24 protein-coding genes and 1 tRNA gene are annotated in these 23,471 nt (G+C 60.9%); 10 read left to right on the top strand and 15 right to left on the bottom strand.

Features of this window, described 5'->3' with window-relative positions; genetic code table 11:
- Positions 1–77: 77 nt before the first annotated feature.
- The gene (ilvC, locus tag EP376_RS17190; RefSeq protein WP_127656863.1) at positions 78–1,100 is read right to left on the bottom strand and encodes a ketol-acid reductoisomerase; all 1,023 of its coding nucleotides are present in this window, start codon (positions 1,098–1,100) and stop codon (positions 78–80) included.
- 133 nt (positions 1,101–1,233) lie between these two features.
- On the opposite strand from ilvC, the gene EP376_RS17185 reads away from it, so the two are divergent.
- The 3 genes from EP376_RS17185 to EP376_RS17175 all read left to right on the top strand — a co-directional run bounded on the left by EP376_RS17185 (position 1,234) and on the right by EP376_RS17175 (position 3,363).
- A complete protein-coding gene (locus tag EP376_RS17185; RefSeq protein WP_127656862.1) occupies positions 1,234–1,689 on the top strand; it encodes an Lrp/AsnC family transcriptional regulator in 456 nt (151 codons plus the stop codon).
- Positions 1,686–2,141 (top strand): Lrp/AsnC family transcriptional regulator, encoded by a 456-nt coding sequence (locus tag EP376_RS17180; protein ID WP_127656861.1) that lies wholly within the window; start codon positions 1,686–1,688, stop codon positions 2,139–2,141. The genes EP376_RS17185 and EP376_RS17180 overlap by 4 nt, the downstream gene beginning before the upstream one ends.
- A gap of 76 nt (positions 2,142–2,217) precedes the next feature.
- On the top strand, positions 2,218–3,363 hold the full coding sequence (locus EP376_RS17175) for an aminotransferase class V-fold PLP-dependent enzyme (protein ID WP_127656860.1): 1,146 nt from the start codon (positions 2,218–2,220) through the stop codon (positions 3,361–3,363).
- Here EP376_RS17175 and EP376_RS17170 read toward each other — a convergent pair.
- Positions 3,325–4,554, bottom strand: coding sequence for a UbiH/UbiF family hydroxylase (locus EP376_RS17170; RefSeq protein WP_127656859.1), 1,230 nt, complete (start codon positions 4,552–4,554; stop codon positions 3,325–3,327). The genes EP376_RS17175 and EP376_RS17170 overlap by 39 nt on opposite strands.
- A 42-nt stretch (positions 4,555–4,596) precedes the next feature.
- A complete protein-coding gene (locus EP376_RS17165) occupies positions 4,597–5,241 on the bottom strand; it encodes a pyrimidine 5'-nucleotidase (protein WP_127656858.1) in 645 nt (214 codons plus the stop codon).
- Positions 5,242–5,354: 113 nt separating this feature from the next.
- Here EP376_RS17165 and EP376_RS17160 point away from each other — a divergent pair, with 113 nt between their 5' ends.
- Positions 5,355–6,008, top strand: a complete 654-nt coding sequence (locus EP376_RS17160; RefSeq protein WP_127656857.1) for a GntR family transcriptional regulator — start codon at positions 5,355–5,357, stop codon at positions 6,006–6,008.
- Here the strand turns inward: EP376_RS17160 and EP376_RS17155 are convergent.
- Together EP376_RS17155 and carA are read right to left on the bottom strand one after the other, a co-directional pair.
- Positions 5,971–7,749 (bottom strand): glycosyltransferase, encoded by a 1,779-nt coding sequence (locus EP376_RS17155; protein ID WP_127656856.1) that lies wholly within the window; start codon positions 7,747–7,749, stop codon positions 5,971–5,973. The two genes, EP376_RS17160 and EP376_RS17155, sit on opposite strands and share 38 nt — an antisense overlap.
- A gap of 103 nt (positions 7,750–7,852) precedes the next feature.
- A complete protein-coding gene (gene carA, locus EP376_RS17150) occupies positions 7,853–9,010 on the bottom strand; it encodes a glutamine-hydrolyzing carbamoyl-phosphate synthase small subunit (protein ID WP_127656855.1) in 1,158 nt (385 codons plus the stop codon).
- Positions 9,011–9,172: 162 nt separating this feature from the next.
- On the opposite strand from carA, the gene EP376_RS17145 reads away from it, so the two are divergent.
- Positions 9,173–9,631 carry a GatB/YqeY domain-containing protein gene (locus EP376_RS17145; RefSeq protein WP_127656854.1) on the top strand — a complete coding sequence of 153 codons (459 nt, stop codon included), beginning with the start codon at positions 9,173–9,175 and terminating at the stop codon, positions 9,629–9,631.
- A gap of 19 nt (positions 9,632–9,650) precedes the next feature.
- Here the strand turns inward: EP376_RS17145 and EP376_RS17140 are convergent, their stop codons facing one another.
- The 3 genes from EP376_RS17140 to EP376_RS17130 are packed head-to-tail and all read right to left on the bottom strand — an operon-like array spanning position 9,651 to position 11,760.
- Positions 9,651–10,310 (bottom strand): HD domain-containing protein, encoded by a 660-nt coding sequence (locus EP376_RS17140; protein ID WP_127656853.1) that lies wholly within the window; start codon positions 10,308–10,310, stop codon positions 9,651–9,653.
- Positions 10,300–10,791, bottom strand: a complete 492-nt coding sequence (locus EP376_RS17135) for a DUF2244 domain-containing protein (RefSeq protein WP_127656852.1) — start codon at positions 10,789–10,791, stop codon at positions 10,300–10,302. The genes EP376_RS17140 and EP376_RS17135 overlap by 11 nt, the downstream gene beginning before the upstream one ends.
- 54 nt (positions 10,792–10,845) lie before the next feature.
- Positions 10,846–11,760 carry a LysR substrate-binding domain-containing protein gene (locus EP376_RS17130; protein ID WP_127656851.1) on the bottom strand — a complete coding sequence of 305 codons (915 nt, stop codon included), beginning with the start codon at positions 11,758–11,760 and terminating at the stop codon, positions 10,846–10,848.
- Between the two features lie 166 nt (positions 11,761–11,926).
- Between EP376_RS17130 and EP376_RS17125 the strand changes: the two genes are divergently transcribed.
- Entirely contained in the window at positions 11,927–12,205 is a 279-nt protein-coding gene (locus EP376_RS17125) for a DUF4242 domain-containing protein (RefSeq protein ID WP_127656850.1), read from the top strand.
- A 76-nt stretch (positions 12,206–12,281) separates the two neighbouring features.
- Here the strand turns inward: EP376_RS17125 and ctaD are convergent, their stop codons facing one another.
- The 4 genes from ctaD to EP376_RS17105 all read right to left on the bottom strand — a co-directional run bounded on the left by ctaD (position 12,282) and on the right by EP376_RS17105 (position 15,440).
- A complete protein-coding gene (gene ctaD, locus EP376_RS17120) occupies positions 12,282–13,955 on the bottom strand; it encodes a cytochrome c oxidase subunit I (protein ID WP_127656849.1) in 1,674 nt (557 codons plus the stop codon).
- Between the two features lie 252 nt (positions 13,956–14,207).
- Positions 14,208–14,465, bottom strand: coding sequence for a hypothetical protein (locus EP376_RS17115; protein ID WP_127656848.1), 258 nt, complete (start codon positions 14,463–14,465; stop codon positions 14,208–14,210).
- A 137-nt stretch (positions 14,466–14,602) separates the two neighbouring features.
- Entirely contained in the window at positions 14,603–15,250 is a 648-nt protein-coding gene (gene lipB, locus EP376_RS17110) for a lipoyl(octanoyl) transferase LipB (RefSeq protein WP_127656847.1), read from the bottom strand.
- Positions 15,243–15,440, bottom strand: a complete 198-nt coding sequence (locus EP376_RS17105; protein ID WP_127656846.1) for a LytTR family DNA-binding domain-containing protein — start codon at positions 15,438–15,440, stop codon at positions 15,243–15,245. Before EP376_RS17105 ends, lipB begins: the two co-directional genes overlap by 8 nt.
- 411 nt (positions 15,441–15,851) lie before the next feature.
- Here EP376_RS17105 and EP376_RS17100 point away from each other — a divergent pair.
- Positions 15,852–15,938, top strand: a tRNA-Leu gene (locus EP376_RS17100).
- Between the two features lie 330 nt (positions 15,939–16,268).
- On the opposite strand, the gene EP376_RS17095 is transcribed toward EP376_RS17100, so the two are convergent.
- Both EP376_RS17095 and EP376_RS17090 read right to left on the bottom strand, forming a co-directional pair.
- On the bottom strand, positions 16,269–16,694 hold the full coding sequence (locus EP376_RS17095; protein WP_164744965.1) for a BLUF domain-containing protein: 426 nt from the start codon (positions 16,692–16,694) through the stop codon (positions 16,269–16,271).
- 7 nt (positions 16,695–16,701) lie between these two features.
- Complete coding sequence (locus EP376_RS17090) at positions 16,702–17,892, bottom strand: GGDEF domain-containing protein (RefSeq protein WP_127656844.1); 1,191 nt, start codon at positions 17,890–17,892, stop codon at positions 16,702–16,704.
- Between the two features lie 505 nt (positions 17,893–18,397).
- On the opposite strand from EP376_RS17090, the gene EP376_RS17085 reads away from it, so the two are divergent.
- Positions 18,398–18,883 carry a putative pterin-binding protein gene (locus EP376_RS17085; RefSeq protein WP_127656843.1) on the top strand — a complete coding sequence of 162 codons (486 nt, stop codon included), beginning with the start codon at positions 18,398–18,400 and terminating at the stop codon, positions 18,881–18,883.
- A 291-nt stretch (positions 18,884–19,174) separates the two neighbouring features.
- Here the strand turns inward: EP376_RS17085 and EP376_RS17080 are convergent, their stop codons facing one another.
- Positions 19,175–20,305, bottom strand: coding sequence for a hypothetical protein (locus EP376_RS17080; RefSeq protein WP_127656842.1), 1,131 nt, complete (start codon positions 20,303–20,305; stop codon positions 19,175–19,177).
- A gap of 649 nt (positions 20,306–20,954) precedes the next feature.
- Here EP376_RS17080 and EP376_RS17075 point away from each other — a divergent pair.
- On the top strand, positions 20,955–21,185 hold the full coding sequence (locus tag EP376_RS17075; RefSeq protein WP_164744964.1) for a Flp family type IVb pilin: 231 nt from the start codon (positions 20,955–20,957) through the stop codon (positions 21,183–21,185).
- Between the two features lie 862 nt (positions 21,186–22,047).
- A complete protein-coding gene (locus EP376_RS17070) occupies positions 22,048–23,235 on the top strand; it encodes an MFS transporter (RefSeq protein WP_127656840.1) in 1,188 nt (395 codons plus the stop codon).
- Positions 23,236–23,471 lie beyond the last annotated feature (236 nt).

The following is a 23,471-nucleotide window of genomic DNA, read 5'->3' as shown; positions in this document are numbered from 1 at the left end:
AGCGCGTTGCGGGGCCGTGAACAAATTTCGATGAAATTTGTTGGAGCGACTGAAATTCTGCGAATTTCCTGTCTCGATCAGTTCTTCGACTTGTCGACCATCTTGCCGGCCGAAATCCACGGCATCATGCCGCGCAGCGTCTCGCCGACGGCTTCGATCTGGTGGGCGTCGTTGTTGCGGCGGATCGCCTTGAACGAGGGCTGGCCCACGGCGCATTCGGCCATCCAGTCGCGCACGAAACGGCCCTGCTGGATGTCTTCGAGAACCGCCTTCATCCGGGCCTTGGTCTCGTCATAGGGCAGGATGCGCGGCCCGGAGACGTATTCGCCGTACTCGGCCGTGTTCGAGATCGAGTAGTTCATGTTGGCGATGCCGCCCTCATAGATCAGGTCGACGATCAGCTTCACCTCGTGCAGGCATTCGAAATAGGCCATCTCGGGCTCGTAACCCGCCTCGACCAGTGTCTCGAAGCCCATGCGGATCAGCTCGACGAGACCGCCGCACAGGACGGCCTGCTCACCGAAGAGGTCGGTTTCGCATTCTTCCTTGAAGTCGGTCTCGATGATGCCCGAGCGGCCGCCGCCGATGGCGGAGCAGTAGGACAGGCCGATTTCCAGCGCCTTGCCGGAGGCGTCATTGTTGACGGCCACGAGGCAGGGCACGCCGCCGCCTTTGACGTATTCGCCGCGGACGGTGTGGCCGGGGCCCTTGGGCGCCATCATGATGACGTCGATGTCGGCGGGCGCCTCGATGAGGCCGAAGTGGATGTTCAGGCCGTGGGCAAAGGCAATGGCCGAGCCCGGCTTGATGTGATCCTTGACGTGGTTCTTCCAGGTTTCGGCCTGGAGTTCGTCGGGCATTGTGAACATCATCAGGTCGCACCATGCGGCCGCTTCCGAGATCGACATGACCTGAAGGCCTTCGCCTTCGGCCTTGGCCGCCGAGGGGGAGCCGTCGCGCAGGGCAACGACGATGTTCTTGGCGCCCGAGTCGCGCAGGTTCAGCGCATGGGCATGCCCCTGGGAGCCATAGCCCAGGATGGCGACTTTCTTGTCCTTGATCAGGTTCACATCGCAATCGCGATCGTAATAGACGCGCATGGCGTTTCCTTTCCTCCAGAATGACTGGGGTGCTGTATGCACGGGCCACACCGCTCTGACCAGAAGAATGGTGGCGGAAAATCGTGGATCGGCGAACTTGTTATTCGTGATATGCCGGATTAATGATGAAATCATGCTTGACGATACCTCGCGCGCCATTCTGCGCCATCTACAGGCCGATCCGTCGATCGGCACGCCGGATCTGGCTGAACGGCTGCGGCTGAGCCCCTCGACCGTGACCCGGCGGATCGAGAGGATGCGGGAGGACGGGCATATCAAGGGCCGGAAGGTCCTGATCGACTGGGTTGCGCTTGGATACGCGCTTCATGTCTCGCTTCGTATCCGGCTCGACAAGACGAACCCGCGCGCCTTTGACGATTTCCTGACGGCGGCGCGCGATATTCCCGAAGTGCTGGAAATCCAGACATTCCTCGGTCGCGTCGATGTGCGCCTGTCGGTGATCGCCCGGAACCTCGCCGACTACCAGCAGATCTATCGACGTCGGATCCTTGCCCTGCCGCATATCGACGATATCGAAAGCCTGATGACGGTGTCGACGGTTCAGGACCGCCGGGCACTCCCGCTGTGAACGTCTTCGACGAGACCGACCGGGCAATCCTTCTGGCCCTGTCGAAGGATGCGGATCAGACTACGGCGCAGCTTGGCCGCAAGCTGGGACTGAGCCAGCCCGCCACATGGCGCCGGATCCGCGCGCTGAAAGAGGCGGGCATCATCGCGGGCGAGGCCCTGATCCTCGATGCCGCGGCGCTGGGCTTTGGTGTGACGGTGTTCCTTGGGGTGAAGCTGTCGACCAAGAGCCGCGTCAGCCTCGAGGATTTCGAACGTGCCGTCACCGCGATCCCCGAGGTTCAGACGGTCGAACATGTGCTGGGACTTTACGATTACCGCCTGCGGGTCATCGCCCGGGACCTTGCCGATTTCGAGCGTGTCCTGCGCCGCCGTATAATGACCTTGCCGGGCGTCGGTGACGTCGAGGCCAACGTTCTTCTGAGCGAGGAGCGCCGGCCCGGGCCCCTTTGACACAAATGGCCTCGTCGGGGCTTGCACCGGCCGCTGTGGAACCTATCGTCTGCCCATCGCAAGGAGGAGACGATCCATGACACAGCACTTCCCACTCGACACCGTCGACCCTGGCGGGCTCGAGGAATTCTCGGTCGTCTTCACGGACCGGTCGCTCAATCACATGAGCCAGCCGTTCCAGCAGGTGATGCGCGACATCTCGGGCATGCTGAAAGAGGTGTACGGCGCGGCGGAGGTGGCGATCGTGCCGGGCGGCGGCACCTTCGGGATGGAGGCGGTCGCCCGCCAATTCGGCGGCGATGCCCATGCGCTGATTGTGCGCAATGGCTGGTTCTCCTACCGCTGGACGCAGATTTTCGAAGCGGGCGGATTTGCCCGTGAAACCACCGTGTTCAAGGCCCGCCAGACGGGCAATGACAGCCGCGCGCCCTTTGCCCCGGCACCGATCGAAGAGGTGACCGCCGCGATCCGCGAGGCGAAGCCCGATGTCGTCTTTGCGCCCCATGTGGAAACCTCGGCCGGGATCATCCTGTCCGACGACTACATCACGGCGATGGCCACGGCGGCCCATGACGTGGGCGCGCTGATGGTTCTGGATTGCATCGCCTCGGGTTGCATCTGGGTCGACATGGCCGCGACCGGGGTCGATGTTCTTCTGTCGGCACCGCAGAAGGGCTGGTCCTCCACCCCCTGTGCCGGGCTGGTCATGATGTCGGAGCGGGCGGCCGAACGGATGGGCGCGACCTCCGCCAATTCCTTCGCGCTCGATCTGGCGAAGTGGCATCAGATCATGAAGGCCTACGAGAACGGCGGCCATGCCTATCACGCAACGATGCCCACCGACGGTCTGCGGGAGTTTCGCGACACGATGATCGAGACCCGGGATTTCGGCTTTGCCGAGGCCAAGGCCGCGCAGACGGCGCTGGGCCGCGCGATCCGTGACCTGCTGGCTGAGCGCGGGATCAAGTCGATCGCGGCACCCGGCTATGAGGCGCCAAGCGTTGTTGTCAGCTATACCGACGATCCCGATGTCCAGACCGGCAAGGTCTTTGCGGCGTCGGGCACGCAGGTCGCCGCGGGTGTGCCGCTTCAGGTCGACGAGCCGGCCGATTTCCGGACCTTCCGGGTCGGCCTTTTCGGCCTCGACAAGCTGAAGGACGTGCCCGGGACGGTGGCCCGGTTCTCAGCCGCCCTTGATCGGGCGCTCGGCGCCCCGGCCTAGACCGAGGCCCAGCCGCATCAGTGTCTTGCGGACGGGCGCCACGTCGTGAAGCGCGCGCATCCCCATGGCGCGAAGATCGTGGAGCAGGGGAGAAGAGGCCATCGACGCGCGGTTGAGCGCGTCGACGCCCGCAACCCGGATCGCGATCTCGGGATGACGTTTGCGGTGATAGGTGGCCAGCATCTTGCGGCTGCCGATCCCGTCATGGTCGGCGCGGGCGAGGTCCAGTAGGCAGGACAGATCGGCCAGGCTCATGTTCAGCCCCTGCGCACCGATCGGGGGGACGACATGGGCCGTTTCGGCCATCAGCGCGGTGCGCGGCCCGTCCATCCGGTCCGCGATCCGCGAGATGATCGGCCAGACCTGCGGCCCGGCGACAAGGCGCAACGCGCCAAGAAGGCCCGTGCTCCGCTCGGTCGCCTCGGCCTCGAAGGCCTCGCGGGGCAGGGCGGCAAGGCGTTGCGCCTCGGGGCCGCGCTCCATCCAGACGACGGCTGAACAGGGTTGGCCCTCGTGATCGGGCAGAGGCACGAAAGTGAACGGCCCGCCCTGTCGGTGAATCTCGGTCGAGACATTGTCATGCGGCACCGGATGGGTGACCGCGAAGCTCAGCGCCTTTTGACCATAGCGCAGCGTGCGCGCCCCGATCCCGCAGGCTGCGCGGACGGCACTGTCGCGGCCGTCGCAGGCCACCAGCATCCGCGCCTCGATCACCTGCCCGTCGCTGAGCGTGACGATCACCGAATTCTCGCGCGGGACCATGTTCACAAAGCCGACGCCGGGCCGGAAATCGACGGTCGGCAGGCTGTCAAGCCGGGCGAGGATTTCGCGCCGCAGGACCCAGTTGCGGAAGTTCCAGCCAAAGGGCGCATCGCCCAGATCGGCGGAATCGAAATCGCGCGAGACACGGGCCTCTCCGTCGCGGCCGCCCGCGTCGATGATCCGCATGATCTCGAGAGGCATGGCCTCGGGGCTGAGCCTGTCCCAGATGCCCGCGGCCTCGAGCAGGGCACGGGCCGGTTGCAGGAAGGCGGTCGTGCGCAAATCGGCGCCCGGCGCCGCGCCGTCTGTCACGGGCGGGGCAGGGTCGACGCAGATCGTGCGAAATCCTTCGGCCCCAAAGGCGGCCGCGGCCGTCAACCCGGCGACGCCGCCGCCTGCGATGATGATATCGGTTTTCGTGCGCTCCATGCCTTTCGAGATAGGCCGCCCGGACCCTTTGGGAAAGCGCAATCAGCCCAGCTGCGACAAGAATGCCGACAGGTCGCCCGCGTGGAATTCGACATGTGGCTCTTCCGCACGGGCAGAGGCCACGTGGACCGTGCGCATCCCCATCGCATGGGGCGCGGCAAGGTTGCGCGGGTCATCCTCGAACATCGCGCCTTCGCGCGGATTGATCCCGTCGGTGGCAAAGACCCGCTGGAAGGCGTCTTCTTCGGGTTTGGGCCGGTAGCCCGCATGTTCGACGCCATAGACCGCGTCGAAGACGCCCGACAATCCACGCGCGGCGATGACCCGTTCAGCATAGGGGGCCGAGCCGTTCGTATAGACGATCTTGCGTCCGCCCAGGGCCGAGATGGCCGCTGCAAGGGCGGGATCGGGCGGCAGGACAGTCATGTCGATATCGTGGACGGCCACCAGATAGGGGTCCGGGTCGAGGTCATGTTCGGCCATCAGCCCGGCCAATGTGGTTCCATAGGTTTTCCAGTAATGGCCGCGCAGGTGATCGGCCTCGGCATGGCTGACGCCCAATGTCTCGCTGACATAGGCGGTCATGAGCCGTTCGATCTGGTCGAACAGTCGAATTTCGGGCGGGTAGAGCGTGTTGTCGAGGTCGAACACCCACGCCCGGACATGTGAAAATGCATCTTTGACCATGAAGGTGACGGATAGTGCCTGCGCTGCATATGGGCAAGCGCGACGGGGCTTCGCGCTTGATTGCCGGTGCGGCTGGGGGATAGGTTCGTGCAACGACAAACTGGAAAGACGATATGAGCGATCTCAGAAGCCCGCAGAAAGATGCCTACGGGCTGATCCTCGAAGCCATCGACACGGGCATGTACAAACCCGGCGACCGGCTGGTCGAAAGCGAACTGGCCGAACGGTTCGGCGTGTCCCGGACCCCGATCCGCGAGGCGCTGCAACGGCTCGAGACGCAATCGCTCCTGACGCGGGATGGCCGGTCGCTGATCGTGGCCTCGCTCGATCACAACCAGATGGCGGAATTGTATGTCGTCCGGGGCGAGCTTGAAGGGCTGGCCGCCCGGCTTGCGTCGCGGCAGGCGACCCCCGAAGAAATCCGCGTCCTGCAGGACATGCTGGCAGCCGATCATGCGCTCATCGGGGATCCGGAGGCGCTGAGCCGGGCAAACCGGCGGTTTCACAAGCAGATCCACCTTGCCTCGCACAACAGGTATCTGGTGCAGCAACTCGACCTCGTTCACCGGTCGATGGCGCTTCTGGCGTCGACTTCCATCGCGGCGGAGGGCCGGTCGGAGGATACGCTTGCGGAGCATGCGGCCATCGTCGATGCAATCGCCTCGGGTGACGGGGATCGGGCCGACAAGGCGCTGCGTGATCACATCTCGAAAGCCTTCGAGACACGACTCAGGCTTGATGCGGCAAAGGTCGAGGCCGCGCAATAACCCCCGGGACATCTGCGCCGCCGAAGGCGCCATGATCCGTCTTGTCCCAGAAGAAGGGCCGCGTCAGCAGTTCCCAGCCTGCCTTGTAGAACGCGATGGTGGCCAGCGGGAAATAGATCAGAAGCGCCGGTGCCCAGAGCCAGAGCCAGCGACGCCCAGAAAGCCGCGATGCCCTGAAACTGATGATCAGCGAAAGTGCCTCGGACAGAACGAACACTCCGATCATGATCGCAAGAAGCAGGGCTGGCATCGCCTCTACCACGGGATGCGGCAGGCCCAGCGGATAGAGCCAGAAACTCCACAGGACCGGCGCCGTCGCGAGTTGCACGAGCGTGCCGAGGAACAGGATCTGGACGCCGGCAAACCGCCACGGACCCAGTTCGCGCCACAGACGGGCCGGCCGGCTCATATGGACGGCATAGGTCATCGCATAGCCCTTGAGCCAGCGTGATCGCTGCCGGATCCAGGGCCACGGGCGGGCATTGGCCTCTTCCATCGTGGTGCTTTCGATCAATTCGGTCCGGTAGCCATGGCGGGCCAGACGGACGCCAAGATCGGCGTCTTCGGTCACGTTATGGGCATCCCACCCGCCAACCGTTTCGATCGCTTCGCGCCGCAGGAAAAGCGTCGTGCCGCCCAGCGGAACCACAAGCCCCATGCGTTGCAGGCCCGGCAGGATCACCCGGAACCAGGTCGCATAATCGAGGGTGAAGCAGCGGGCGACCCAGTTCGTTTCCGTATTGTAGAAATCGAGCACACCCTGAAGGCAGGCCACCTGCGGGCCGCGTTCGGCAAAGCGCTGCACGACCCGGGCGATCTGGTCGGCTGCGGGCGCGTCTTCGGCATCATAGATGCCGATGATCGACCCGCGCGCGAAATCGAGCGCGTAGTTCAGCGCCCTCGGCTTGGTCTGAAGTGATCCCTGAGGGACGTTGATCACCTGAATGTTCGACGGCAAGTCCGTCCGCGCCAAGGTGGCGCGGGTCACCTCGTCGCCGGTTTCGAGGATCAGGCAGATATCGAGCCGGTCCTCGGGGTAGTCGAGCCGCCCGAGCCGGTCGAGCAGATGCCCCGCGATCTGCGCCTCGCGGAACAGCGGCACCAGCAAGGAGACGACCGGAGAACGCACGGGCACAACGGAGGGCTGGACGTGACGTTCCTTGCGGAACGACAGGATCAACGCCGCCGCCTTGAGCATCATGCTGAGAAGCAGCGTTCCCATGGCCAGCCCCAGCAGCACGAAGACCGGCGCGAGAACGGAGACCGATATCAGGAGAGCGAGGCAAATGGTCAGCCCCGCGACCCACAGGCGGGCCCAGCCGGTCTGCCAGCCACGACAGCTTTCGCCAATGGGCACAAGGGTTTCGGCACGATTCACCAGATCTGCACCCGCGATGCGGGTCAGTGCGGCGCGGATCTCGCTCCTGTCGCACAGGGCCAGCCGGATGGGGCCAAGTGCGCGGGACAATTCCTCCTTGTGGCGCAGGAAAACCGCAGGCTCCTCGGCCAGAACCACGCAATCCGACCCACATCGCCGCCAGGGCAGAAGTCCAAGCCGCGCGGCGCGTGGCGCCCCGAGACGAGCAATCAGGCGCGGGTCCGGTGGCGAGACGATCGGATCAACGTGACGGGGCGCCATCACCTTGGCGCCGGGCGCGGGTACATAAGGTGCCCGCGGTGCGCCAGTGGCAACCTTGCGCAGAACGACGTCGGTCGCCTCGTTGAACCGGGCCAGTTTCATCCCATCGCTCCATGAGCTGTCATGGAAGGGATGGCCCACGCAAGGTTAACAGGCTCTTAATCAGGTAAGAAAAAACACGCTGTCGCCCGGCGGCAGGAAGCGGTCAGGCCACCGCATCCATGGCGGCGGCGAACCGTTCGAACAGGTAGTAGCTGTCCTGCGGTCCCGGGCTTGCCTCGGGGTGATATTGCACCGAAAACACCGGGCGATCGGCCATGCGGATACCGCAGTTCGATCCGTCGAACAGGCTGACGTGAGTTTCCTTAACGCCCTTCGGCAGGCTCTGGCTGTCAACGGTAAAGCCATGGTTCATCGAGGTGATCTCGACCTTGCCGGTTTCCAGATCCTTGACCGGATGGTTCGCGCCATGGTGCCCGTGGTTCATCTTGATCGTCCGCGCGCCCAGGGCCAGCGCCAGCATCTGGTGGCCAAGGCAGATGCCGAAGACCGGAATGTCCGACCGGTCCAGCACGCCCCGGATCATCGGCACGGCGTAATCGCCGGTCGCAGCAGGATCGCCCGGGCCGTTCGACAGGAAAAGCCCGTCAGGATTGTGGGAGAGGACTTCGTCGGTCGTGGTGCCGGCGGGCAGGACAGTCACGTCGCAACCCGCAGATGCAAGGCAACGCAGGATGTTGCGTTTTGCGCCATAGTCGATGGCCACGACCTTGTGGCGCGCCTCGGTCTGCCGGCGGAACCCGTCGGGCCAGGCCCAACGCATCTCGTCCCAGCGGTAGGATTGCGTGCAGGTCACCTTGGCGGCGAGGTCGAGCCCTTCGAGTCCGGAAAAGCCCCGGGCCGCGGCGACAAGCGCCTCGACGTCAAAATTGCCGTCGGGGTCATGGGCCAGCGCCACATGCGGCGCGCCCTGTTTGCGGATCGCGCGGGTCAGGCGGCGGGTATCGACGCCGCCGATCGCGATGCGCCCCGTCCGGGTGAGCCAGTCGCGCAGATCCTCGACCGAGCGCCAGTTCGACGGCTCTGTCGGATCCCATTTGACGACCATGCCTTCGGCGACGGGATCGGCGGTTTCATCGTCATCGGGATTGACGCCCACGTTGCCGATGTGGGGGAAGGTGAATGTCACGACCTGCCCGGCATAGGACGGGTCTGTCATGATTTCCTGGTAACCGGTCATGGCGGTGTTGAAACACAGCTCTGCCGTCGTTGTTCCGGTTGCACCGAACCCCTTGCCGTAGAAGACCGTCCCGTCCGCCAGCGCAAGGCAGGCGGTTGCGGTTTCGGGTTTGAATTTTGCCATGATGGAGCGCCCCCGGAGCCTGAACCGACTGGTTCCTACGGTGGTGTGGGTGCCGGGTCAAGGGGGCCACACGGCGCCAGCCCGCCTGTCGGGAGCGGTTGTCAGCGGTATCGGCGGGCGCTAGAAGGCGGGCTTGTCGTGCCACATGAGAGGCGATTGGGAATGGATTTGCGCAGCAGGGTCGCTACGGCCCTCAAGGAAGCGATGAAGGCCAAGGAGGCAGAGCGTCTGTCCACCTTGAGATTGATCAACGCCGCCATCAAGGATCGCGATATCGCCGCCCGGGGTGAGGGCGAAGACGGTCGTGTCGGCGATGATGTCGTCCTGTCGATCCTCGGCAAGATGGTCAAGCAGCGTCAGGAAAGCGCGCGCGCCTATGAAGAGGGCGGCCGGCTCGAACTGGCCGAGAAGGAACTCTCGGAAATTCGCATCATCGAGGAATTCCTGCCCCGTCAGCTTGACGAGGAGGAGGCCCGCAAGGCCGTGGATGCCGCCATCGCCGAGGTCGGTGCCGACAGCATTCGCGACATGGGCAAGGTGATGGGTGCGCTGAAGTCGCGCTACACGGGGCAGATGGATTTCGGCAAGGTCGGCCCGATGGTCAAGGATCGGCTGGGCTGATCCGCGACAGGCCGCCCGATCAAACCGTGGGTGCGGCCTCATCCAGGAAATGCGCGCGGAAGGCCACCAGCCTGTCGTGACGTTCGGCGGCCAGCGCCCGGCCGGTTGCGGTCTGAAAGCCGTCGGCAAGCCGCAAGAGCTTGATCTCGAAGTGATCGAGCGCGTGGCGCAGGTCGTCGGGCCGGCGCTTTGCGGCGCCGGGGTCGGTCGGATGGGCGATGGCCCGGCCGAGGCTGCCCGAGACGGCAAAGCAGCGGGCGATGCCCACGGCGCCGATCGCATCGAGCCTGTCGGCGTCCTGCAATATCTGTGCCTCAAGGCTATTCGGCGCGATCTCTGCAGAATAGCTGTGCGCGGCAATGGCATGGGCGACCTGCATGACCTGCGCGTCGTCCCACCCCAAACGCGCCAGCACGTCCCGCGCCCGATCGGCCGACAGCTGCGACGCCAAGGGCCGGCGCGGATCGTTCTTGGCGACATGCACCGCGTCATGCAGCAGTGTCGCGGCGGCGAGGATATCCATGTCGCCGCCTTCCTGTGCGGCAATCCGGCAGACATTGCGCCAAACGCGGACAAGATGGCCCGCGTCATGCGCGCTGTCGGACGCGTCGATATGGGGAAGAAGCGTTCGGACAAGCTCTTGCCTAGGGGCGAAGGCCTCGGTGAGATCAGCGGACATTGTCGAGAGCCCGGCGCAATTCTCCTTCAAGCGCCTGCCGCTCCTCGGGGCTCAGAAAGCGGCCGATTTCGATCTCGCGCCCGTCGCCCTTGAGCGTCAGGTAATGTTCGACCGGGCCTTCGCTGGGATAACGCAGCACGCGCACCCAATAGGGATTGGTCGACCAGCGGCGGATGTCGCGGCCGGGGTCATGGCGTTCGATGAGCAGTTCATGCGCATCGAGGCAGAGGCGTTCAAAGACAGATCGGTCTCGGTCATTGCGGCGGATCGCCAGCCACATGCCGCCAAGGCAGATGACGAAGAACGGCAGAAGCCCCCAAAGGATCGGGGAGCCGACTACCGCCAGAAGCGGCAGGGACACCAGAACGAAGGTCGAGCCGAAGAACCACACGAAGCCGCGTGCCGTCAACGACCGGTGCGGCCAGAGATGGAGCTCGGCCGGGGCGGTCGCGTCGTCGGGTTCTATCCAGCGGTATGGCATGAGGGCTGACCTAGCAGGCGGGCATGGGGCATTCCATGCGGCGAATGTTCCCTGTCATGACAGATAAGCCTCCATCGCCGAATGTGTGCGTGCAGCTTCGTCCTGCAACCACCCGACGAAGCGCTGGACCTGTGGTCGGTTGGCCGCATCGGAGCGGACCGCGACCCGGTAGGGATCTGCGGCCGTGAGGTGCTCCTCAAGAGGGAAGGGGGCAAGCAATTGTCCATCCTGCAATCCATCAAGGACAAGAGAGAGAGGGCCCAGCAGGAAACCCACGCTTTCGCGGGCGGCATCGATTGCGATGCGGGCATGTTGGTAGTGAAACCCGCGGTCGGGCGCGGATTTGCGGTGCCCGAAGGTGGCGAACCAGTCCGGCCAGCCCGGTGCGGCTGCGCCATCGGGCGGGGGCTTGATATGCAGCAGCGGCAGCCCCTCAAGCCCGTGAACACTGTCATAGTCAGCGATCCGTCGCGGGTTGTCGGGCCCGGTCACCGGAAGGAACACCTCGTTGAACAGAGGCTCGCCCTCGCCGGGGCCGCGCAGGACACGGATATCTGGGCTTCCGAGCCGCAGCGGCACGTCGCCGGTTCCGTTCACGCAGAACAGGATGTTGGGATGCGCCTCGCGAAAGCGGTCGAGCCGGCGCAAGAGCCACAATTCGGCCCAGTCCGGATCGGCCACGATGTGTATTTCCAGAGTGCGCTGAAAGTCGAGTGCATCGCTTGCGCGTTCCAGCGCGGCAAAGGCCGTGCGCAGATCATCCAGCGCATGGAGCAATTCGACGGTGGGTTTCAGGCCCGAACGCCCGCGCATCAGAAGATCGGTTCCGAGGTAATCCTCGATCGCCCGGATGCGCTGGCCGACGGCGGCGGGTGTGATGCCAAGCTCTTGGGCCGCATCCTTGAGGGAGCCGGTCCGGACAGCCATTTCCACGGCCTGCAGGGATTTGAGGTGGGACACCGCGCTCATTTGATAAAGCTTTTCTGAATCGGGGAGAAAATCAAGCGGCTTGGCTAAAGGTTACCTTTCGGGATCGATAGAAAATTGAATTTCGGATCTGGGGCGGGAGGGCGCATGCTGAGGGTGCCATGGCACCGACTGTCTGAAACCAATCAACCTCAGAAAGGATCAAGCGATGCTCAAGCGTTACATGATCGAACGTGACATTCCCGGTATAGGCGAGTTTTCAAAGACTGAATTGTGCGGTGCGGCGCGCGCGTCGAACCAGGCCCTGGCCAGCATCGGATCGGATATCCAGTGGCAGCATTCCTACGTCGCGGGCGACAAGACCTTCTGCGTCTATCTTGCCGACAGCGAGGATACGATCCGAAAGCATTCCGAACTGAGCGGCATTCCCGTGGGGATCATCACCGAGGTGCCTGAGCTTATCGACCCTCTGACCGCCAACAACTGAGCCAGGTCGAGTGCCGGCATGAAAAAGGCCCCGCCGGTCTGGCGGGGCCTTTGTTGTTGTCGTCAGGTCAGCGCTGCTAATGCGCGTGTCCCTTGTCCCAGTCGGACTGCTTCGGCAGCTGCTCGAACGTGTGCTCGGGCGGCGGCGAGGGCAGGGTCCATTCCAGCGTATCGGCCCATTCGTTCCAGGGGTTCTCTTCGGTGCAGTTCTTCGGGCTCAGCAGGAGCTTGAAGAGCATGACGATGAAGAACAGGAACGATGCAAAGGCAAGGAAGGCGCCGATAGAGCTGACATAGTTCCAGGTGGCGAAGGCCTCCGGATAGTCGATGTAGCGGCGCGGCATGCCCTGACGGCCCAGGAAGTGCTGCGGGAAGAAGGTCAGGTTCGCACCGATGAACATCATCCAGAAATGCACGTGGCCGACCCAGTCGGGGAACATCCGGCCCGAGAACTTGGGCATGTAGAAGTAGATGCCCGCGAAGATGCCGAACACGGCGCCAAGGCTCATCACGTAGTGGAAGTGCGCCACGACATAGTAGGTGTCGTGATAGGCGCGGTCGACGCCGGCCTGGCTGAGCACGATGCCCGTAACACCGCCCACGGTGAAGAGGAACAAGAAGCCGAACGCCCAGACCATCGGCGGTTTGAACTCGACCGAGCCGCCCCACATCGTGGCGATCCAGCTGAAGATCTTCACACCCGTGGGCACCGCGATGACCATCGTGGCCAGCATGAAGTAGGACTGCTGGGTCAGCGACATGCCGACGGTGTACATGTGGTGCGCCCAGACGACGAAGCCGAGTGCGCCGATCGCGATCATTGCCCAGACCATCGGTGCGTAGCCGAAGATCGGCTTCTTCGAGAAGGTCGCGATCACGTGGCTGATGATGCCGAAGGCCGGGATGATGATGATGTAGACCTCAGGGTGACCGAAGAACCACAGGATGTGCTGGTAGAGAACCGGGTCACCACCGCCTGCCGGATCGAAGAAGGTCGTCCCGAAGTTACGGTCCGTCAGCAGCATGGTGATCGCGCCCGCCAGAACCGGCAGTGCGAGAAGGATCATCCACGCTGTGATGAAGATCGACCATGCGAAGAGCGGCACCTTGAACATGGTCATGCCCGGGGCACGCATGTTCAGGAAGGTGGTGATGATGTTGATCGCGCCAAGGATCGACGAAGCCCCCGAAAGGTGCACGGCAAAGATGGCGAGGTCCATCGACATGCCACCCTCGGAGGTGGACAGCGGCGGATAGAGAACCCAGCCGACGCCCGAGCCGAGCTGCCCGTTGCCGCCCGGCGCCAGCATGGAGGCCACACCAAGCAAGGTGCCCGCCACGAACATCCAGAAGCTGAGGTTGTTCATCCGCGGGAACGCCATGTCCGGCGCACCGATCTGAAGCGGCATCAGGTAGTTGCCAAAGCCGCCGAACAGCGCGGGGATCACAACGAAAAACATCATGAGAACACCATGATAAGTGATCATGACGTTCCAAAGATGCCCGTTCGGGGTACATTCGCCCACGGCTGCGGCTGTCAGGCGCGCCCCTTCGAGACACATGTACTGAACGCCGGGCTCCATAAGCTCCATCCGCATATAGACGGTGAAGGCGACGGAAATGAAACCGGCGATACCTGCGGCAAAGAGATACAGGATCCCGATGTCCTTGTGGTTGGTGGACATGAACCAGCGGGTAAAGAACCCGCGATTGTCTTCGTGTTCATGGCCATGAATGGCGGCGTCTGCCATGTGGCTCTCCTCGAATTGGCTACAGCGTCAGACGGTCGGAACCGAGTCCCGCCGCCGATTAATCCCGGTTCTAGAGACAAGCCGTCCCGGTCGCAATAATCTAAACGGCCTTGCCGATGGGTAAAATTGGCGCAGTCAGGACAAGTTGCTGCCGCGGACCGCGTCCCGGAATCGACAGGGCTGCCGCAACGGCCCGGAAGGCCGCGGTGGCGTGTGCAGGCCGGTTCTTGCCCCGGTTTGTTTGTCTGCGCGTCAGGAACGTCCGAACCACCACAGAACGGCAGCGGTCGCCGAGGTCAGGACAAGCCCGGCAAGGACTGTTCCGCCATGATGCGCCCAGAGGCCGAGGTAATGGAGCGTGAACCCGCACACGAGCCTCTTGCCCAGCACGAATCGGTGCGCATGTGGCGGCAGATCGAAGATGGCCAGGTCGGTGTCGATGATCCTCTTGACCCGATCGGGCGGATACTCGCGGTCCGGGCAAAATATCAGAATAGCCGCGTCCAGCATGAGGGCGCTCAGGACGAGCAGGCTCGAATGTCCTTAATGAGTGATCGACAAAAGCAGGACCGCGGCCAGACGCGGGACGAAACCGGCATGGTTCTGATGGCGCCTCGGCAACGCGGGGGCGCTGAGGTCGGGTCGGATCAGCTGAAGACCTTGGCGAAGTTGCGGCGCAGGGCGATATCCAGATCGTCCATCGTCACCGGCAGGCCGAGGTCCACGAGGCTGGTGACGCCATGGCCCGTGATGCCACAGGGCACGATGCCGTCGAAATGGCTCAGATCAGGTTCCACGTTGATCGAGATGCCGTGAAAGCTCACCCATTTGCGCAACCGGATGCCGATGGCCGCGATCTTGTCCTCACGCGGGCTTCCGTCGGGCAGGGGGGGCTTGTCGGGCCTGGACACCCAGACGCCGACGCGCCCGTCGCGGATTTCGCCCGTGATGTTGAATTCGGCAAGCGAGGCAATGACCCATGCCTCGAGGTCTCGGACGAAACAGCGCACGTCGCGACCGCGCTTGTCGACATCGAGCATGACATAGGCCACGCGCTGCCCCGGGCCGTGATAGGTATATTGCCCGCCGCGCCGCGCCTCGAACACGGGGAACCGGTCGGGATCGACAAGGTCTTCGCGTTTCGCAGACGTGCCCGCCGTATAGAGCGGGGGGTGTTCGATCAGCCAGATGCATTCATCCGCGTCACCCGACCGGATCGCGGCAACCCGGTCTTCCATGAAGGCCAGCGCCGTCTCGTACGCGGTCAGCCCTTCGGAGATGATCCAGTCAACCATCGTCGGATGCTCCCGTCACGTCCGCCCGATCAGGCATGCGGGACCCGTGCGCCCTGACGCCCGGAACGGGAGCGGTTTCGATGATGGCGTCGGTCAGGCGCATCAGAATCAGCTCGTCACCCTTTGTTGTGCGAACCCGGACGTAATGATCCTCGACCGAAAGCGCCAGAAGCAGGGCGCGCTTTTTCATTGGCAGAGGTCTGACGTTCCGCGGATCGGGCAGGGCCCCCACAGTCGTCGCGACGGTCTCCTGTTCCGGAAGATCGGCGGCGCGTCACGACCCTAGCGATGGACTGTGCACCAAGAGCGACGGACAGGCTTCCGGAGACACCGGGCGGCCGGTCGGGAAACGACACGAAATTGGCGACGATGATCTCGGCCGTCCCCGCGATGTTGACGAGAACGCGCAGCGACATCGGCAGGTCAATCCGCCCTGACCGGCCATCGGGTCGTTGGGTCACGATGCCGCCCGCCCTCGCACCCGGGCCACCGCTTGAATCGCGCTTCTGGTCCTGCCGGCTTTGCTCGGGAAACGGTTACGCATTTTCTCTCTTGTGAAGGCGCCGGAGCTTCGCTAGAAGCCCGCCACCAGACAACACATGCGGATGTGGCGGAACTGGTAGACGCGCAGCGTTGAGGTCGCTGTGGGGTAACTCCCGTGGAGGTTCGAGTCCTCTCATCCGCACCATTTTTTTCATAGATATAGCAGTAATGTCTGCAGGTTGCAGACGACCGAAGGCAACGCCGTATTCGGACGTCGGCTCACTACCCGATTGGTTCGTGTCTCCGCCGCGATAACTGCCGCGTCCCGTCGCAGATTGTGTCAAGACCGGTCCTACGGCGCCGTCCAACCCAGAGGTTCTGACGCGACAGGCTCCCGACGAAGCCGCCCGTCTATCGAGGCGGTCGGCCGAATAGCGGCATTATCGACTGTGCGCGCCTGCAACTGGGCGCATCGTTCGGCATCTACTTTCGTTGCCCGTGGCGCGCATCAGCCGGCATGCCGCCGTCGCGACTGTTACTTGAGACATCTGAAGCCGACTTCGCCACGTTTGGCGGCCTTTTTCTTCATCAGTTGCAGAACTGATGCGGCCAGGTCTTCGTCAGATCCGCCAGTCTTGAAGTGCTGCTTGGCTTCTTCTTCGTCGAGAAAGCAATACTCCATATACCATCTCGGAAAGTTGCGCTCCTCGGGGCTGTCTTCGGCAATCATCGTGAAGCCGCTATGAAGGGGATTGCGACGGATGCGTTCGACAACATCGTGAATGACGCGTTCCTTGCCTTCGATATACTGAAAATATTCATCGCCATTGCGAACGAGGAATCCTGTTATTCCAAGTTTGCGATTCTCGAGCAGGACAAAGTCCATCAGCGTCTGCTCCTCGTTCGAGAGGGGTTCGACCAGCGCTTTGCTCCGATAGATGACGCTCCGAAGTTTTGTCATGATTTGATCATCCCTTGATGGATGCTGTGGAAAATGACGTTTGTCTCGCTTTCTCTGCGGTCTTTTGACGATACATCCGCTGATCGGCCAGAGAGAGGGCATCATCGAAGGTGGCCGGATCATCGCATTGTGCAACACCGAAACTTATCTGCATTGGTAGGATGCCGAAATCTTCCGTCTCGGACATCTGCTCCAGGAATTCTTGCGCACGCCTTAGGATCAGTTCCGACTGTTCGGGGGACGCATCCAGAAGGATGATGAACTCATCGCCTCCAATTCGTGCCGGACAGTCAATTCCACGAGTTATCTTTCTAAGAGCGATGCCGACGCTTTGAATCACAAGATCACCGGCCTGATGCCCGTATTGATCGTTGATCTCTTTTAGGTTGTTGACGTCGGCGACCGCGACGCTGAACCCCCCGTTGAGCCTTCTGAAAGTTCCTGAAAGTGCCTCCTGCAATCCCAGACGAGAGGCACATCCGGTCAGTGTGTCGATCAGAGTATGGCGGCGCGTCTTCCTGTATTGCGCGCGAAAGAGAAGCATGACGATCACGAGCACGGGCAAGGCCACGGCGGTTGCAATCGCAACCCAAAGAACCTGTTTTACTGATCTCAATGTTTCCGCTGCGCGTTGGCGCACGGAAATCTTGTACTCGCGTGTTTCCTGCAGAACGAGCCCGATCGATTGTTTCCACAGGTCATTTGCCTCGGCAGCAAGACTAAGGAGTTCGTTGAGTTCCCTCAGTTCAAGACTGTCGCTGGTGTCAACTATCTCCGCCATGCCGTCACGCAGCGCGATCATATCGTCGGGAATTGAAGATGCGTCGTCTTCTGCACGAAAAACCGAGGCGAGATTCGGATCCATGACCTGGCTCATGCGTGAATAGACGATGTCGAAATCGGTGCGAACGTCGTCTTCAAAGGCCTTGGGCAAGAATTTGGCTGTCTGGACCAACCTCTGAAATTCGAGAAGTTCGACCTGAATTTGTGTCGCCGCCCACAATCCCTGATCGCGATCCGCGCTGACCAGGGCATCGACTTCACGCTGAACGGAACCGATTCGAGTGGCGAAACTTATGACCAACAAGAGCCCGACGATGAAAGCGGACAACCCCATAATGAGGCCCGGAAAATTCCGCCAAATCTTCTGTAGGCTGGTCGCCTTTGGCGGCGCGAGTCTCTCGTGGAAATGCTTCAACGTCGGTTCGCCTAATACGTGTGTTGAGCCAAAATTCCTATTCTGTCGAGAGAAGGATGAATTTCACGGCGAGAGCGGGACAAATCAGTTCTTATCTCCGACTATGCCAAATTCGTTCTGTGGCGCAACGCACGCATATAAAAATTGAGATGTCTTTGGTTAATCAAAAATCACGTAAGTATCTAAATCGATGGATCGAATCAACTTTGCATCCAGACCAACGCTGACAGCCAGCCCTTGATCACCTTTTGATATTTCTCGATCCGAGCCTGGACGACGACAGTTGGCCGCTGATGTTCCGATCCGCCGGAAGCGACGCGCGACCTGCGGTTCGGTTCGACTTTGTGGTCCGCGTAGAATTTCGGACCTTCCTTCGCCATATTCACACATGCTAGCTATTAAATATGTGATGGTCGCAGTTCGACTAAGCAGCATCCATATTTGTTGTTGCGTATGGCTCTTTTTGGCCAGGAACACTCATGTCGGCGAAAGGAATATCAACGCCATGACACTCAAAAACAGCCTACTCGCCTTTGCCTACGTGCTCTCATTTGGCATCAGCGCCCCGACGGTGAGCTTCGCAGAGTCGCAGCTGACGATAATCTCTGAAAATGCGACTGCCGAGATTGTTCTGACGGACGATGAACTAATGGCATTGCCGCAGCTTTCCATTACGACCGGCACGCCGTGGACGGAAATGCCTATGGTCTACGAGGGGCCGACGCTTTGGTCCGTTCTGGAGCGAGTTGAAGCAATTGGTTCTGATATAGAGTTGGTCGCTTTGAACGACTATAAAGTTCGGCTGACCGCGGACCGGATCACCGAAGACTGGCCGATTGTTGCGCGTTTGCAGAATGGCGAGACGATGAGCATCCGGGAAAAGGGACCATATTGGCTGATGTTCCCGTTCGACAATGTGAAAGAACTTCAGACCGAGACATTCTTTTCCCTGAGTATCTGGCAATTGGCCAAGATAGAACTCTTGGAGTGAGCTAGGCTCAGGTTCCGTCGCAACGAGGACGCCGATGCTCCCGATGCGATGGCCCTGTCAGGAGGGCTGCACGGCGGATTTCGCATATCGCAACTCGCCGTCAGCCCGGCCGACAGGCTCTCGATCTGATTACAGTGATGAAAATCAAGGAAATGTCGGGTTCGTCGCTCTGGAAGTGAGACTGAACAGGTGTGATCGACGAATTGGTCGATCAGTACCGTCGAAGCGAGATCTCACTGTTCTTCTGAGCGGTAAGTCACACGATCAATGGACTCGCGATGAACTCATCCCTTACTCGGCATAAAGGATGAAGCCGCCAGTTTCCTGCTCCAAAGGTTGGTCCGGGTCCAAGGTTTCCAAGACAATGACACCGACGACCTCATCCGCGGCATCGCCACCAATCACAGCATAGTAGGTACCGGCTTCACTCGCGCTTTCCAAAGACCCGGAGAATTCACCGTTGTCGTACAATATTCCGGAGCCGACGTCGAATGTGACAACATCGTCGAGGGTATTCAGCTGTACCCCCTCTTCATTGAAATAGGTTCGACCAGATATTGAGCCAGAGATCGCGGAGTCACCGGAGAATCCATCAAAGTCGATCGCCAGGTTCATGGAGCCGTTGACATAACTCAGACGTGTGTCCTGATCGAATACGCGAATTCCCGCATATTCTCCAGCATACTCGACTTGGCCGGTCACCGGAATCGCCACCTCGCCATTTCGTTCGTACACAAATCCGCCAAAGCCCAAGTCCGAGAATGAGCCACTCCGAACGATTGAAAAGCGTGTCGTCGGGACGGTGTTGCCATCTTGATCTACGGTCAGATTATCACTTACGGCATAGATCGCCACGTATTGCTGCTGATCGATATTCTGCCCGGTATCCGGGTTCGAGTATAGCACAGGGCTTTCGTAAACCGCATAGACCGACCGGCTATTCTGGGTCGACAATGTCGGCAGAACAGAGCTTCGTGTGTACACCCCAGTTCCGTCAAACGCCAAACCAATGACAGAAAAACTATCAGTCGCGGAGTCGTAGGATACGTCGGCAAGGTATCCTCCGCTGCCATCGGCCGTCTGCGCCTCATACCGGGTAATCGATGTCGCATTGATGACGATCGGATCGGTTGCTTCGGGTCCGGCTCCGGACGTTTCCGCGGAAGAGTCCTGAGGTGTTTCAGAGCCGGTCGCTTCATTGGCGATACTGTCTGCTCCTGTGGTGCCGATCTGGTCGACGCTTCCATTCACAGCGGAGGAGGTCGGTGCCTCTTCGCCGGCGTCAACACATACGACTATATAGAAGTCGCAATTCGCGGGCTCAGCGCATCCAGAGAGCAATGATCCCGCCGCTGTGATCAAGGCAAGATTTCTGATCGTCGGCCAAGACGTTCGAAAGTCCTGCGCGCCAAATGAACCCATCGTCTTGCCTCCAAAAGCTTTGCTGGTCTGCTTGGTTTGCTACAGCCGTGTTGTCAATACCGTCCACGAGAAGGAAGGGGCCCTTCAGCAAATCAGCTCGCGTTCCTTTCTTCTTACATCCTGCTATCGAGGGTTCGAAATGGGTGCTTTGTAATCTTTTGATATATTAACGACTCGAAAGTGTTGGCAGGGACAGTTTTCCCTGGCTGGCTCAAGAAATCAGGACTCAGCCTGATTCTTTCTGGGATGCACCGCGCTTCGATCGATTTGCACCCAAGTGCCAAGATGGGCCGTTGTCTTCAGCATGCCAACGGACTTCGAATTCTTCTTTGACATAGTTTCCTTATCTGGTTCATCTGTGACTCAAGGAAGTTGATTGTGCGACATCGACGATGGTTAGGAGGGAGCTCAACCCTGCTTGCAATAGAATATACCGAGCTTCATAAGGAAAATAGTGTGAGCAGGACATGGTCGAGTGTCGGCTGTGGGTGTTGATGGCGGATCATGTCAGTCAGAAGCAAACTCAAGTTTCGCAACAGTAGTGAAGAATCCGAGGATTTCCGGGGTTGAGAAATTTCAGATTGCAATTGAACCGTAGTCTTTTTTGATCTACGAAAGTTTAGAGTAGGTTTGAAAGATGAGGTCACCAATGAAAACAGGCCCGGACCGCAAAATTCAGAAGATCGTTTGGAAGAATGTCAAACGATGGTGGAGAGACGAAACTGGAGCGACAGCGATCGAGTATGTTGTTGTGCTGGCTGGAGTGCTCTTGGCCGTTGTTACCGTTGGATTTGCTGACATCACTCCGATATTCGACAATTTTGGATCGGCTCTTGATTCTCCGCAAGGCGGCAAAGTCAACCTCAACGCCAGAATGTAACGTTCTTTTGTCCTGTCCATTAGCTCTGTAATGATCGGGCAATGGACATGGGTTCGATTGGAAGTTTCGTATGCGTCCGTTCGCGTGAGCAACTGTCGTTGCATCAAGAGCGGGTCGACGGAACATCGCAGCGGTCGGAATTGCCGCGTGTCGATGATCTCGTGCCGAGATAGCATCGTCATCCATCGCAATGATGTGCGAGGAAGAAACACGACCGCAGACTACGGTCCGTAGATCGGAATGCAAGATTGCCTCACTTTGAGGCTCGACCGGCATGAAGAAGGGTTCGTCTGACAATTCGGCCCAAAAGCGTCTTGGGCTGCAAGAGGGAGCTGGTCGGGGATGTCGGCTGCAGGGATTATTGTGAAGTCCAGACGGGTCCATTTCATCGACGGCAAGTGGTTCAAGTAGAACTCACGCGATCTGTCCCCCTACCGCGCCGGATTGACGCCGTCGTGTTAGGGCGGCGACCCGGTTTCGCTTGAAATAATCTCTGCCCTGGAGGCTGAGAGTCTGATTGAGTAGCTAGAAGCCCGAGACGTGCGGGGCTGCGTATTTCTGCGGTTTTCAACGCCGCCTTCTTATCCCGCGCCTTGGTCACTCAGCCCTCTAGAACCTCACCTCGATATTCACCGGAGCGCCGCAGGCAATACCGTCTTATGCTGATCTTGACGAAAATCGAGCGCAGTGCCACTGCGAGCGGTTCAACTTCATCCGTTCAATGCGGCATTGGCGGTATTCGGCGACAGACATCTGACCGAACCCGTGCCACCAAGATCGCCCTGTTGGGATGCGGCGATTGGATGTCCCCGACATAAGCTGTAGAAAAGTCCTGACGCTCCTCCTGACGGGTTCCTTCTCGATGTCCGACCACCTTCGCAAATGGCGGCGCGCTCTGTTCGTCTTCTTCTTCATACCGGGCGTCACCTTGAGCTCCTGGGTCACGCGCACGCCAGCAATCCGAGATGGCATCGATGCGTCCCTGGCCCAGATGGGGCTGGTTCTTCTGGGGCTGTCTGCCGGAGCGATGACGGGGCTGCTTATCGCAGGGGCTGTTGTCGGTCGTTCGGGCACCCGCAGGCTGACGTTTCTCGGAATGTGGTTGATAATCATTGGAATGTTCGTCCTTTCCGCTGGCGTCGCGATTGGTGTCGCGCCGATTGTTGCGCTTGGACTGGCCATTTTCGGCTTCGGAGTTGGCGCTTGCGAGATCGCAATCAACATAGACGGCGCCGAGGTCGAACACATATCGGGTCAGCCACTGATGCATGCGCTGCACGGCTGCTTCAGCTTCGGAACCGTCTGTGGCGCGCTGGCCGGCTTCGGGATGGCAGCCCTCGAGGTCCCAGTCATCTGGCACCTCGGGATCATCACGGCATTTTCGGCTGTTCCGATCGCGATTTGCATGCGGTGGATACCGGAGGGGACAGGGCTGAAGCGAGGCCTTTCCGAACAGCATGAGAGTGAAGACCTACCCGATGACCCCTACTGGCGCGACATCAAGGTCTATCTGATCGGCGTCGTGGTCCTTGCCGTTGCGCTGGCCGAAGGGGCCGCAAACGACTGGTTGCCAATTCTAATGGTCGACGAGTACGGTCTCTCTCCCGCGATCGGGTCGCTGGTCTTTGTGGGCTTTGCGACAGCGATGACGGTCGGACGGTTTTCAGGCGGCTTTTTTCTGCGACGTTTCGGGCCGGCAGCCGTCGTGAGAGGCAGTGCGGTTCTCTGCGGTCTCGGACTGGCGGCGGTCATCTTCGCACCGATACCTGAAATCGCGGCCGTCTCGGTCGTGCTCTGGGGACTGGGAACATCTCTCGGGTTTCCAATCGCCATATCTGCCGCCGGGGCATCCGGTCGGGACACGACCGGCCGCGTTCGGGTCGTGACGTTCTGCGGTTATGTCGCCTTTCTTGTCGGCCCCCCGTTGCTTGGCTTGCTCGGCGAAGTCTATGGGCTCCGATCGGCTTTTCTGGTCGTTTTCGGACTCATCGTCTTCGCGGGCATCGTCGCGCCTGCCGTGGAGCCGCGCCGGGCACGCGCACTTGCCTGAAGTCGGTATTGCGTGCCATTGCCACCATGGAGAGGACGACTCCAAGGTGGCCGATCTTGAAAAGCAAAATCAGCTTTGAGGAAAAGCGAACGCCAGTTCCTGCGACGCCGCAGGGTAGGGGGTGATGGGCGGGCGCTTACTCTTGATCGGGGCCGTGAACCGCGGCAGCCGGGGTTGATCGCCCGCTGCCGCAATAGGCGCGTGAAACCTAGATCGACCGATTCATCCGTGCCAGC

This window comes from Alexandriicola marinus (assembly GCF_004000435.1).
Classification (GTDB): domain Bacteria; phylum Pseudomonadota; class Alphaproteobacteria; order Rhodobacterales; family Rhodobacteraceae; genus Alexandriicola; species Alexandriicola marinus.
Note: the sequence above shows the minus strand (reverse complement) of the source record. Positions and strands in the feature narration are given on the sequence as shown.